The following is a 12,286-nucleotide window of genomic DNA, read 5'->3' as shown; positions in this document are numbered from 1 at the left end:
GATCAGCCCCGCAGACTGTTGCCGGTTTCGGCATCGAACAGGTGGCACTTGTCCAGAGCGATGCCGAAACGCATCCGCTCGCCTGCGGAAACCGGGCGGGGATTCAGCATCTTGGCCTGCATTTCGGTGCCTGACAGCGTTGCGTAAAGCAAGGTCTCGGTGCCCAGCGGCTCGGTCAGGATGACCGGCATTTCGACGAAGGCCATATGGGCGGTCGGCGGCAGGGCATGGCCTTCGGGCATGATGTTGTCGGCGCGGATGCCAAGTTGAACCTTGCGGCCCTCGGCCACGTTCAGCCCCGGCGGTTGCGGAATTGCGGTGCCGTCGGCCAGAACGACCTGACCGGCCCGGATCACCCCTTCGAGCAGATTCATCGGCGGCGAACCGATGAAGGTGGCGACAAAAGTGTTCACCGGGTTTTCAAATACCTCAAGCGGGGTGCCGACCTGCACGATATGGCCGTCGCGCATGATCACGATGCGGTCGGCAAGGGTCATCGCCTCGATCTGGTCATGGGTGACATAGATCACGGTGGACCCGACGCGCTGATGCAGCTTCTTGATCTCGACCCGCATCTGGGTGCGCAGCTTGGCATCAAGGTTGGACAGGGGTTCGTCGAACAGAAAGACATCCGGGTGACGGACGATGGCGCGGCCCATGGCGACCCGCTGACGCTGACCACCCGACAGGGCGCCGGGCTTGCGGTCCAGAAGCGGGGTCAGCGACAGGATGCCTGCCGCCTCATCGACGGCCCGGTCGATTTCCGCTTGAGGGCGCTTGGCGATCTTCAGGCTGAAGCCCAGATTTTCGCGCACCGTCATATGCGGATAAAGCGCATAGTTCTGGAACACCATTGCCAGGTTGCGCTCGCGCGGGGGCAGGTCATTGACCACGCGGTCGCCGATGATCACCTCGCCGCCCGAGATATCCTCAAGCCCGGCCACCATGCGCAGCGTGGTGGATTTGCCGCAGCCCGAAGGGCCGACCAGCACCACGAACTCCCCCTCGGCGATGTCGAGGTTGATTGCATGGACCACGCCCACGGCGCCGTATTTCTTGACCACGTTCTTCAGTTGAACCTGAGCCATGACTTATCCTTTCACGCCGCCGAAGGTCAGCCCGGCGATAAGGTGTTTCTGCACAAGGAAGGTCAGCACCAGCGCCGGAATGATCATCAAGACCGCCAGCGCGCACATGCCCCCCCAGTTGAGGGTGAATTGCGAGGTGAAGTCCAACAGACCCACCGGCATGGTTTTCGACGTGGCAGAGCGGGTAAGCTGGCTTGCCAGCGCATATTCGTTCCATGAGGTCAGGAAGGCAAAAATCCCTGCCGAGGCGATGCCGGATCGGGCAACCGGAAATTCCACCCTCCAGAACGCCTGCCAGCGGGTGCAGCCGTCAATCTCGGCGGCTTCGGCCAGCTCTTTCGGCACCTGCCGGAAAAAGCCGTCGATCAGCCAGATGGTGAAGGGCACGTTCATCGCCACATAGACAAGGATCAGGCCGAAATGTGTGTCGATGATCCCGGTGCGGCCAAAGATGATGAACAAGGGCAACGACAGCGCCACGCCCGGCACGGCCCGGCTGGCCATCAGGGCGACGAACATCACCCCCTTGCCCTTGAAGCGGTAGCGGGCAAAGGCATAGCCCCCGGCCATTCCCACCAGAAGCGCGATCACCGTCGAGGTGACCGAGATGATCAGCGAGTTGCGGAAATAGGTCAGCACCGGCACGCCGCCTTCGCCCGCACCGCCGAACATGGCGCGATAATGGTCAAGGCTCAGGCTTTCGGGAATCCAGACCGGCGGCTTTGCCATGATCTCGACCGTCGGGCGGAAGCTGTTCAGCACCACCCAGAGGCCGGGCAGGCAGATGATCGACATGGCCAGAAACAGGCCGGCGAAATGCGCGACCTTCAGCGCACGTTTCCTGATGCGGTGTTGGGAGGCAGTTGCCATGGCTCAGTCCCCCATTCCCAGCTCACGCCGGGCGGTTTGCAGTTTCAGGAAGAAGTAAACCGTGAAGCCGATAGACAGCAGGATGGCGATATAGCCCATGGCATTGGCATAACCCATGCGGGCATCGACATAGCCGGTGCGCCCGATCAGCGTCCAAAGCAGCTCGGTCCGCCGCGCGGGGCCGCCGTTGGTCATCACCTGAACGATGTCATAGGCGCGGGCCACATCCAGCGACCGGATCGCCATGGCGATGTAGATGAAGGGCATCAGGAACGGCAGAGTGACAAAGCGGAAGGATTGCCACGGCGTGCAGCCATCGACCTTGGCCGCCTCAAGCGGGTCTTGCGGCAGGGCGAAAAGGCCGGCAAGGATCAGGATGGCGAAGACCGAAGTCGAGGTCCAGACCTCGGCGAAGATGATGGCGAACATGGCAAGGTTGCCGTCCACCAGCCACGGGATCGCAACATCGGTCAGCCCCAGCGATTGCAGCGCATTGTTCACCAGACCGACGTTGTCGTTGAAGATGAACTTGAACTGGAACCCCACCAGAATGGGCGAGAACATCATCGGGAACATCATTGCCGTGCGCAGCGCCCGCTGGCCGTGCGTCACCTTGGACACCATCAGCGCAAGGCCAAGGCCCAGCAGCATTTCGGCATTCAGCGCGATGGTCAGCAGAAGAACCGTGCGGCCGAACGCCTTCCAGAAATTCGGGTCCGTCGCAGCCTTGATATAGTTGAAGCTGCCCGTCCATTTCCACAGCGTGTCGGGCCGGGTCAGGTGATAGGGCGTGAAGCTGGAATAGAGCGACAGCACCAGCGGGATCGCAACCACCGCCAGAATGATGATGACAGCTGGCAGCAGAAGCACCAGCCACGGGGGAAGCCTGTTACGGGTCATGCGGGGAATGTCCGGGTGGGTCATGTGGTAGGATGGGCAGAATTGCCCATCCTACGGGTTGGCCTCAGTAGACGCCGTTTTCCTTCATCAGACCATCGACCGCATCAGAGGCGTCCTGCAACGCCTGATCCACGGTCTTGTCGCCCAGAATGGCGGCCTGCAGCTCCGGGAAGATCAGGTTGCCGGCCTCGATCCAGTAGGGGGTCGGCGGCACCGGGAACGCGGTCTTGGCGGTTTCCTGGAAGGCGGCCAGCACCTCGGACTTGTAGGGGTCGTCCTTGGCCTGCTCCAGCACATAGTCCCAGACCGCCGTGCGCGACGGCAGCGGGCCCGCGGCTGATTCCAGTTTCTGGCTGTCTTCGTTGGTCAGGAAATCCACCAGCGAAGCCGCAGCTTCCTTGTTGGCGCAGGCTTCGGTCACGGAAAAGCCGTGGAAGCCCGACCAGCCGGTGCGAACCCCGGCCGAGCCTTTGGGTGCGGGGGCCACGCCGACATTGCTCGCGACCTTGGACGCGGCCGGATCGTTGAAGAAGCCCGACCATCCGGGCCAGTCGAGGTTCAGCGCGATGGTGCCCGAGGCAAAGCCGTTGCCCAGATCGTCCCACAGATAGTTGGTGGTGCCCGGAGGAACCGCACCGGCCTTGTAAAGGTCAACGAACCATTGCAGCGCCTCTTTGCCCGCGGGCGAGTTGAAGGCGGGGGTGAAATCGTCGTTGAACATCTTGCCGCCATTGGCGACGACCAGTTCGTAGAACCGCCCGTTGATCGCCTCATCCTTGCCGGCATATTGCGTGCCGTAGAAATTCGGCGGCGCAGCAAAGAACATCGCCTGATCGCGGAACTGATCCCAGGTTTCCGGCGGGGCCAGATCATAGCCGAACTTGGCCTTGAACGCCTCGGCCTTGGCCGGATCGGTGTAAAGCGACTTCTGGTAATACAGCGCCGAAACGTCGAACTGCGCGCGCGGCAGCATGGTCAGCTTGCCGCCGATCGTGGCCGCCGCGATGTTGGCCGGAACAAAGCCCGCAACCGTATCGGCCGCGACAAGCGGCGTCAGATCGGTGAAGAGATCGGGGTATTGCGGCGCGAAGGACGAATGGTTCGACCCCACGCACCAGGCGGTCGTGCCCGCCGCGATGTCGGCCTTGTATTCCTTGTCCAGCTCGAAGTGGTTCTTCTGGCTGATGATGCTGACCTTGGCGCCCGTGGCCTTTTCCCATTCGGCGATACGGCCATAGAGCGCCTCATACTGCTGGCCGCCGATCAGTTTGGCTTCGATGGCCACGCCGGCAAACTCGCCATCGGCAAGGGCTGCCGTCGCAAAGCCGAGGCCCGTCGCTAGCGCCAGCGCAGAGCTGGTAACACGTCCCTTCATGTCGTCTCCTCCCGTTTTGAGATGCTCGAAGGCGGTGATTTTGGAACCGATGGATTTTATATCAAGAACATCTTTTTATATTTAAACGTGACATGCGCCTTCGAGTCAAGTATGACTGGGGTCAAATCCGGCACAGGATGCGGAGTTTCGGGACTGGGAGGGCCCTCTGATGATCTTTGACACCCATCTGCATCTCGTGGAGCGCAAGCGGTTGTCCTATCCGTGGCTCGGTGACGCTCCGGCGCTGAACCGCGACTGGAGCTATTACGACTACGAAATCACCGCGCGCCGTGTCGGCATCACCGATGTTCTGCATATGGAGGTCGATGTCGCCGCGGGGGATATCGAGGCGGAAACCGCCTTTGTCGCCGATCTGATGCAGCGGCCCGGCAGCCTGATCCGTGGCGCCATTGCCAGCGCCCGCCCTGAAGCCCCCGGTTTTGAGGCATGGCTGGAGCGGGCGGACCGCCGTGTGGTCAAAGGCGTGCGCCGTGTGCTGCATGTGCTGCCCGACGCGGTTTCACAAACCACGCTGTTTCGGGCCAATATCGCCCGGCTGGGGCGGGCGGGTCTGCCGTTCGACATCGTGATGCTGGCGCGGCAACTGCCCCTTGCGCAAGACCTGGTGGATGCCTGCCCCGACACGGCCTTTGTGCTGGACCATTGCGGCGTGCCGGATATCGCGGGTGGTGCCTTTGCGCCCTGGGCGGCGCAGATCACCGAGCTGGCCCGGCGCCCGAATGTCACGCTCAAACTGTCGGGGGTGACGGCCTATACCGGCGGTCCATGGACGCTGGACACGCTGTGGCCATGGATCGGCCATGTGCTGCACGCATTCGGACCGGGGCGAATGGTCTGGGGTTCTGACAGCCCGGTCTGCACGCTGAACTCCGGCCTTGCCGAATGGGTTGCGACCAGTCAGGCGCTTCTTTCGGACCTGAGCGGGGAGGAGCGGCAGGCGGTTCTGCATGGCAATGCGCGGCGGGTCTGGCAGATCGCCGCCTGACTGCCCGGTCTATGCCCCGTCTGCCTGTGCCAGCAGCGCGCGAACCCAACGGGCCGCGGCCCAGCTTGCCGGAATGCCCAGCGGCGCTGCAATCAGCAGCGCCGCCACCGGCGACAGCGCCGCAAAGCCGACAGCCTGCATCAACAAGCCCAGCATGAAGAGGTTGATCGCAACCGCGCCCGCCGCAAAGACGTAAAGCAGCAGCGCCAGTTTCCAGACCGGCCATGGGTTTTGCATTCCGCGCTCCTGTGCAGGCGGACATTCTGCGGCAAAAGAAAAACCGCATCCTTGACTTTTGTTAAGGAGAAACCCGCCCCGCGCTGGCAGTTCGGAAGGATCGCCAACAGTTCGCGGAGATCCTCGCCATGCGCGAAATCCTGACGAAGAGCATGGCCCGGAACATCTTTTATGGCGGGTCGCTGTTCTTCATCCTCATCTTCATCGGCCTCTTCGTTCATGGCCACTGGTATATCGTCAATGTCTCGACCGATCAGGCCGGGATCACCGACAGCGTGAAACTCGGCAAGCATGTCTGGGAAGAAAAGGCATGTGTGAACTGCCATTCGATCTTGGGAGAGGGCGCCTATTTCGCGCCCGAGGTCGGCAATGTCATGAAACGCTGGGGCGTGCAGGATGATCCCGAGGCCGCCTTTGAAACGCTGAAAGGCTGGATGGATGCGCAGCCTTCGGGCGTCGAAGGCCGCCGCCAGATGCCGCAATTCCACCTGACCGACGAAGAGGTTCGCGCGCTGTCGGACTTCCTGCTCTGGACGGGCCGGATCAACACCCAGAACTGGCCGCCGAATGATGCGGGCTGAGGGGGAAAGAAAACCATGAAATATCAATCGCAAAAGATCGCGCTGGCCTATATTCTGGTGGCGCTTGCCCTGTTCGCCGTGCAGGTCACCATGGGGCTGGTGATCGGCTATATCTATGTGCAGCCGAACTTTCTGGCGGAAATCCTGCCCTTCAACATCGGGCGGATGCTGCATACCAACTCGCTGATCGTCTGGCTTTTGACCGGCTTCTTCGGCGCCGCCTATTTCTTGATCCCGGAAGAGGCAGAGCGGGAAATCCACTCGGTCAAGGCCGCCTATCTCCAGCTTGCCATCCTTGTGCTGGGCACGGCGGGGGTGGTGGTGACCTATCTCTTCAACCTGTTTGAAGGGAATTTCCTCTTGGGCCGTCAGGGACGCGAGTTTCTGGAACAGCCGATCTGGGTCAAGGTCGGTATCGTCGTGGCCGCCCTCATCTTCCTGTGGAACATCAGCATGACGGTGCTGAAGGGCCGCAAGACGGTGATTTCGTCGATCCTGCTGCTGGGTCTCTGGGGGTTGGCGCTGCTGTTCCTGTTCTCGTTCTACAATCCGTCGAACCTCGCACTGGACAAGCAATACTGGTGGAACGTCGTCCATCTGTGGGTCGAAGGTGTGTGGGAACTGATCATGGCCTCTATCCTTGGCTTCCTGATGCTGAAGCTGACGGGGGTGGACCGCGAGGTGGTGGAGAAATGGCTTTATGTCATCGTCGCCACGGCGCTGTTTTCCGGCATCCTCGGCACCGGGCACCATTACTATTGGATCGGCCTGCCCGCCTACTGGCAGTGGATCGGCTCGATCTTCTCCAGCTTCGAGATCGTGCCGTTCTTCGCCATGATGTCTTTTGCCTTCGTCATGGTGTGGAAGGGGCGGCGCGACCATCCGAACAAGGCGGCGCTGCTGTGGTCGCTGGGCTGTGCCACGCTGGCCTTCTTTGGCGCGGGCGTCTGGGGCTTTCTGCATACGCTGCACGGGGTGAACTACTATACCCACGGCACGCAGGTCACCGCCGCGCATGGGCACCTTGCCTTCTACGGCGCCTATGTCTGCCTGAACCTTGCGCTGTTCACCTATGCTTTGCCGATCCTGCGCCAGCGCGACCCCTATAATCAGGTGCTGAACATGGCGGGCTTCTGGCTGATGTCGTCGGGCATGGTGTTCATGACCTTCGTGCTGACCTTTGCGGGCACGATCCAGACCCATCTGCAACGGGTCATGGGCATGTATTACATGGAAGTGCAGGACCAGATCGCGCTGTTCTACTGGATGCGGCTGGGGGCGGGCGTGGCCGTGGTGCTGGGCTGCTATCTGCTGATCTATGCCCTGCTGATCCCGCGGCGCGAGGTGATCGAGCCGGGTTCCGCGATTACCCATGCTGCGGAGTGACACCATGGACGGAACCTTTCCGGTGAAGGGGGCAGATGCCCCCTTCTATCTGCCACAGGGCGACGAATGCGATGTCTTCGCCGCCGCCTATGCCAAGAGCCTGCCGCTCTTGCTCAAAGGGCCGACGGGTTGCGGCAAGACCCGGTTCGTCGCCCATATGGCGGCGCGGCTGGGCCGCCCGCTTTACACGGTGGCCTGCCATGACGATCTGTCGGCGGCCGATCTGATCGGGCGCTATTTGCTGAAAGGCGGGGAAACGGTCTGGGTCGATGGCCCGCTGACCCGCGCCGTGCGCGAAGGGGCGATCTGCTATCTGGATGAGGTGGTGGAGGCCCGCAAGGATGTGGCCGTAGTGCTGCATCCCCTGACCGATGACCGCCGCATCCTGCCCATTGACCGCACGGGGGAAGAGTTGCACGCCGCGCCGGGCTTTCTCTTGGTGGCCTCTTACAATCCGGGCTATCAGAACATCCTCAAGACACTGAAACCCTCGACCCGGCAGCGGTTTCTGTCGCTGGAATTCACCTTTCCCAAGCCCGAGCATGAAATTCCCGTCGTGATGCGGGAAAGCGGGCTGGACCGCGACCGCGCCGCATTGCTGGTCCGGCTGGCGGGCAAGCTGCGCGGGCTGAAGGGGCAGGATCTGGAGGAAGGGGTTTCGACGCGGCTTGTGGTCTATGCCGCCAGCCTGATCGTCGGCGGCATGGGGGTGGAACGTGCCATCCGCGCCGCAATGATCGAACCGCTGAGTGATGATCCCGACATTCGTCAGGGGTTGCTGGATCTGGTCGTGGCGGTCACGGGTTAGGCCATGGCCCATCTCGACATCGCCCCCTGGGAGCCAGAGGAAACCGCGGGCAAGCTCTGGCATCTTCTGGCTTCGCGGATGGACCCGCCGCCGCGCCATCCGGCGGCGGCGGTGCGCTTTGACGACATGCGTGGGCGGATGGCGGTGCTGTTCCGGGGGCTGGGCGGCGCCGCCGATGTTGAACTGAAACCCGTCGCGGACGAGATCAGCCGCCACCGTATTTCCCTGCGCCGCCGTCTGGCCTTTGACAGCGAACGCCTTGCCCGGGCCAGCTTTGACGGCGAGGCGCTGCGGCTTCCGGCAGAGCTGGCGGTGTTCGCGCAGCGCGAAGAGAATGCGGCGCTCTATCTCTGGTTGGCGGCGGTTTCCGCCTATGCGGTGGCGGCCTCTCCTGCGGCGGACCCGTTCCTTGCCGATCTGGCCGCGATCCGGGCAGGAATGGCGATGACCGAAGCCACGTTGCAGGGCGCGCCGGGTCTGCGCCCGCTTTGGCTGCAATTGTGCGCAGCCCATCTGGCCACCCGGCAGCGCCCCGCCCTGCGCGGCACCGAAGCGGCGGTCGAGGCTTTGCTGCGCCATCTGCTGGGCGATCCCGCCGCGCCGCCCGCCGGGCTTTTGGCCGCGTGGCAGAATCCGCCTGCACATTGGCGCGCGCCAAAGGGGTATCGCCCGGTGCTGCCGGTGCCGATGTGGCCCGATCTGCGCGGGCTGGCGCAGGGCAACGCCAGCGAGGTTGCCAGCCTGCCCACCGATGGCACCCCGGAAGAGGCGGGCGACGGCACCGCCCGCAAGACCCGGCGCCTGAAGGCCGATCAGGCCGAGCGCAAGGACAGCCTGATCCTCTACAAGTTCGAGGCGATGCTGACCTGGGCCGAGATGATGAACATCAACCGCCGGGTCGAGGATGACGACCTGGACACGGCGAAAAAGGCCGCCGAGGACCACGAGGAAATCGTGCTGGGCCAAATTTCCAAGGCCCCGGCGACCAAACTGAAACTGCACCTTGATCTTGCGCCCGAGGATGTGGACCGCGAACGCATCGCCGGGCAGTTCACCTATCCCGAATGGGACGCGCGGGGCGGTGTCTGGCTGCCCGATCATTGCCGGGTGCTGGCCGCGCCGGTCGCGCCCGCCCCGGACTATCACGGCATCACCGATCCGGCGGCATTGCGCCGGGTTCGCGCCGTCCGCCGCCAGTTCGAGGCACTGCGCCCCGCCAGACGGGTTCGTCATGCCCAGCCGGATGGCGAAGAGCTTGATCTGGACGCCTGCCTGCGTTCGATTGCCGATCTGCGGGCGACGGGGCGCGGCAGCGACCGCATCTGGCAACAGGCCCGCCCGGAAAACCGCGATCTCGCGGTTTCCATTCTGCTGGACGTTTCCCGCTCGACCGAAAGTGCGGTTACCGGGCGCCCGGTGATCGAGATTGCGCGCGAGGCGCTGACGGCCCTTGCCTGGGGCTTGGATGCCTGCGGTGACCGCTTTGCCGTGCAAGGGTTCTGTTCGCTCCGCCGCGATCGGGTCTGGCTGCATGACTGCAAGAGCTTTGACGAGCCGATGGGCACGGATATCGAGGCGCGCATTCATGCCCTGCGCCCGGCCTTCTACACCCGCCTTGGGGCGGCGGTGCGCCATGCCGCACAGGGGTTGGCGAAAGAGGGTCGCTCGCGCCGCCTGATGATCGTGATCACCGATGGCAAGCCCAATGACCTTGACCATTACGAGGGTCGCCATGGCATCGAAGACAGCGCCATGGCCGTGCGCGAGGCACGCCGGGCCGGTCATGCCGTGTTCGGCATCACCATCGACCGCGATGCGCAAAGCTGGTTCCCCCGCATCTTCGGTCAGGGTGGCTTTCAGGTGATCCGCGATCCCGACCGGCTGATCACCGCGCTGCCGGAGATTTACCGGCAATTGGTGACGTGAGATGCGGCTGGACGATCTGCCGGGCGAGCTGATCCTGTGGGTGCTGATCCTCTCGGAGCTGCTGGTTTTTGCGGCGGGGGTGACGGCCATGATGGCCATGCGCCTGACCGATCCGCAGGGCTTCGCTGCGGCGCAGGCCGTGCTGGACGGGCGCATGGCGGCGCTGAACACGGTGGTTCTGGTGACATCCGGCCTGTTCGCGGCGCTGTCCGAGCAGGCTGCGTCATGGGGCAATCGCCGCCGTGCCCGCCAGTTCCTTGCGCTGGCTGGGTTGGGCGGGGTGGCATTCCTTGCCGTGAAGGGCGTGGAATACCACCGCGACCTTGCCATGGGCGCGGCTATCGACAGCCACCTGTTCTTCACCTTCTACTATCTTCTGACCGGCTTTCATGCCGCACATGTGCTGGCCGGGGTTGCGGTCCTAGGACTTGTGGCGATCCGTGCCCGGCCCGCGCCGGTGCAGGCCGGGGTGATGTTCTGGCATATGGTCGATCTGGTCTGGGTGCTGATCCTGCCGCCGATCTATCTGCTGCGATAGGGGGCAGGCATGATCCGCAACTGGGCTTTCCTGATGGCGCTGATCGGGGCGACGCTGGCGCTGTCACCCCATGCCGGTGCGATGGCGGCAGCGGGTTTGCTGGCCTTTGCATGGCTGAAGGCCCGGGTCATTCTGGGCGGGTTCCTGCATCTGGGCAGGGCGCCGGGATGGCTTTCTGCCCTGATGCTGCCGCTTGGTTTCTGGTTTGTCCTGATCTGGGGGCTCCATGCCCTGTCCGTCAGATAAGGCGGCTTGTCGCCCCGAAAGCATCGGCATGGGCCAGGTCGCGCAGGCGGCTGATCGAGGAGATTACCGCATTGGCCTGATTGATGCGCACGCCATAATCGCGCAGCCGCAAGAAGGTGCGGCTCAGGCTTTCGGGCTTGATGCCCAGACGCCCGGCAATCAGTGCCTTGTCATAGGGCAGGGTGACGGTCGCGCTTGCCGCGCCTTCGGGACAAAGCTCCAGCAGGAATTCCGCCACGCGCTGGGCGCCCGACCGCGCCTTGAGTTGTTCGATCTGCTCGACCAGCCCCTGAAGATGCAGGAAGGTGGCGGCAAGGATCGAGATGGCGGTTTCGGGATGCGATTGCAGCAGGTCAAGAAAGGCCCGCGCCGGAACTGCGATCAGGTCGCAGGCCGTTGTCGCTTCGGCCGAGACGGGATAGGCGGCCCGGCGTAGGGCAATCGGCTCACCAAAGCTCTGGCCGCGGGTCATCACGCCGACAACGGCTTCGGTCCCGTTCGGCGCAATGCGGTAAAGCTTTACCCAGCCGTCGGCCACAATGTGGATTGAATGCGCGGTGTCGCCCTGATGGAACAGGCTTTGGCCGCGCCCCAGCCGGTGAACCTGGGCTGCATCCAGCAGCGCCTCGCGCACTTCGGGCGGCAGGGCCGAGAACAGGCGCGACTGACAGGCGATGTTGCGCTGCGCGGTGGAGAGTCTGTGGCTCATCTGCTTTGGCCTTTCCGTCGGGGGCGCCCGGCCCTTGACGGGTTTAGGCCCCGCCACCCGCCGCCACTTTGCGCGAACGCAAAGAGCGGGGCGGAAGTCGGCTTTGCAGATAGTGGCGTTTGCCGCCCTGTCAGGCCGGCTTGAAGGCCGATACCAAGGCATCCGACCCGCGCGCCAGCAGCCCGAGGTCAGAGCCTACCGCAACCATGGTAAAGCCTGCCGCCAGATACCGCTGGGCATCGGCCCGGACGGGGGCAAGGATGCCTGCGCTTTTCCCTGCCGCCCGGGCCGCCGCCAGAACCGAGGCGATGGCGCCCTGCACCGGGGCTGCATCGGGATTGCCCATGGCGCCCATATTGGCCGACAGATCGCCGGGGCCAACAAAGAGCGCATCCACCCGCGGCACGGCAGCAATGGCGGCGGCATTGGCCCCGCCGGTTTCGCATTCGATCTGCAGGGCAAGGAATTGCTGCACGAGGGCATTGGCATGATAGCCCGCAATCCGGCCAAAGCCGTTCGCCCGCTGTGCCATGGAAAACGGCTCTGTTGCACAAATCGGTTGATCGTGGGACCTCCCCTTTCCGTGGACAGACCTACCCCGCGACCTCTGTGATAG

14 protein-coding genes are annotated in these 12,286 nt (G+C 63.6%); 7 read left to right on the top strand and 7 right to left on the bottom strand.

Annotation, left to right across the window (positions count from 1 at the left end):
- Positions 1-2: 2 nt before the first annotated feature.
- From HS053_RS13660 to HS053_RS13645, 4 genes are all read right to left on the bottom strand, one after another.
- The gene (locus HS053_RS13660) at positions 3-1,088 is read right to left on the bottom strand and encodes an ABC transporter ATP-binding protein (protein ID WP_174211819.1); all 1,086 of its coding nucleotides are present in this window, start codon (positions 1,086-1,088) and stop codon (positions 3-5) included.
- A 3-nt stretch (positions 1,089-1,091) separates the two neighbouring features.
- On the bottom strand, positions 1,092-1,958 hold the full coding sequence (locus HS053_RS13655; protein ID WP_174211818.1) for a carbohydrate ABC transporter permease: 867 nt from the start codon (positions 1,956-1,958) through the stop codon (positions 1,092-1,094).
- 3 nt (positions 1,959-1,961) lie between these two features.
- Positions 1,962-2,828, bottom strand: a complete 867-nt coding sequence (locus HS053_RS13650; RefSeq protein WP_347233329.1) for a carbohydrate ABC transporter permease — start codon at positions 2,826-2,828, stop codon at positions 1,962-1,964.
- A 94-nt stretch (positions 2,829-2,922) separates the two neighbouring features.
- Positions 2,923-4,233: an ABC transporter substrate-binding protein gene (locus tag HS053_RS13645; protein ID WP_174211816.1), complete on the bottom strand. Its 1,311-nt coding sequence runs from the start codon at positions 4,231-4,233 to the stop codon at positions 2,923-2,925.
- A gap of 169 nt (positions 4,234-4,402) precedes the next feature.
- Between HS053_RS13645 and HS053_RS13640 the strand changes: the two genes are divergently transcribed.
- Positions 4,403-5,239, top strand: coding sequence for an amidohydrolase family protein (locus HS053_RS13640; RefSeq protein ID WP_174211815.1), 837 nt, complete (start codon positions 4,403-4,405; stop codon positions 5,237-5,239).
- 9 nt (positions 5,240-5,248) lie between these two features.
- On the opposite strand, the gene HS053_RS13635 is transcribed toward HS053_RS13640, so the two are convergent.
- Entirely contained in the window at positions 5,249-5,476 is a 228-nt protein-coding gene (locus tag HS053_RS13635) for a hypothetical protein (protein WP_174211814.1), read from the bottom strand.
- Positions 5,477-5,604: 128 nt separating this feature from the next.
- Here HS053_RS13635 and HS053_RS13630 point away from each other — a divergent pair, with 128 nt between their 5' ends.
- Genes HS053_RS13630 through HS053_RS13605 form a run of 6 tightly spaced genes read left to right on the top strand, consistent with a single transcriptional unit; the run spans position 5,605 to position 10,961 of the window.
- Entirely contained in the window at positions 5,605-6,057 is a 453-nt protein-coding gene (locus HS053_RS13630; RefSeq protein ID WP_174211813.1) for a c-type cytochrome, read from the top strand.
- A 15-nt stretch (positions 6,058-6,072) separates the two neighbouring features.
- Positions 6,073-7,443, top strand: a complete 1,371-nt coding sequence (locus tag HS053_RS13625) for a cbb3-type cytochrome c oxidase subunit I (protein WP_174211812.1) — start codon at positions 6,073-6,075, stop codon at positions 7,441-7,443.
- 4 nt (positions 7,444-7,447) lie between these two features.
- Positions 7,448-8,251, top strand: coding sequence for a CbbQ/NirQ/NorQ/GpvN family protein (locus HS053_RS13620; RefSeq protein WP_174211811.1), 804 nt, complete (start codon positions 7,448-7,450; stop codon positions 8,249-8,251).
- A 3-nt stretch (positions 8,252-8,254) separates the two neighbouring features.
- A complete protein-coding gene (locus HS053_RS13615) occupies positions 8,255-10,177 on the top strand; it encodes a nitric oxide reductase activation protein NorD (RefSeq protein WP_174211810.1) in 1,923 nt (640 codons plus the stop codon).
- A gap of 1 nt (position 10,178) precedes the next feature.
- Positions 10,179-10,715 (top strand): cytochrome c oxidase subunit 3, encoded by a 537-nt coding sequence (locus HS053_RS13610; RefSeq protein ID WP_174211809.1) that lies wholly within the window; start codon positions 10,179-10,181, stop codon positions 10,713-10,715.
- Positions 10,716-10,724: 9 nt separating this feature from the next.
- The gene (locus HS053_RS13605) at positions 10,725-10,961 is read left to right on the top strand and encodes a cytochrome C oxidase subunit IV family protein (protein WP_174211808.1); all 237 of its coding nucleotides are present in this window, start codon (positions 10,725-10,727) and stop codon (positions 10,959-10,961) included.
- On the opposite strand, the gene HS053_RS13600 is transcribed toward HS053_RS13605, so the two are convergent.
- Together HS053_RS13600 and HS053_RS13595 are read right to left on the bottom strand one after the other, a co-directional pair.
- Positions 10,954-11,670 carry a Crp/Fnr family transcriptional regulator gene (locus tag HS053_RS13600; RefSeq protein WP_174211807.1) on the bottom strand — a complete coding sequence of 239 codons (717 nt, stop codon included), beginning with the start codon at positions 11,668-11,670 and terminating at the stop codon, positions 10,954-10,956. The two genes, HS053_RS13605 and HS053_RS13600, sit on opposite strands and share 8 nt — an antisense overlap.
- A gap of 130 nt (positions 11,671-11,800) precedes the next feature.
- Positions 11,801-12,202 carry an aldolase/citrate lyase family protein gene (locus HS053_RS13595; protein WP_206677608.1) on the bottom strand — a complete coding sequence of 134 codons (402 nt, stop codon included), beginning with the start codon at positions 12,200-12,202 and terminating at the stop codon, positions 11,801-11,803.
- Between the last annotated feature and the right edge of the window lie 84 nt (positions 12,203-12,286).

The organism is Tabrizicola fusiformis (genome assembly GCF_013328815.1).
In the GTDB taxonomy this organism is placed as follows: domain Bacteria; phylum Pseudomonadota; class Alphaproteobacteria; order Rhodobacterales; family Rhodobacteraceae; genus Fuscibacter.
Note: the sequence above shows the minus strand (reverse complement) of the source record. Positions and strands in the feature narration are given on the sequence as shown.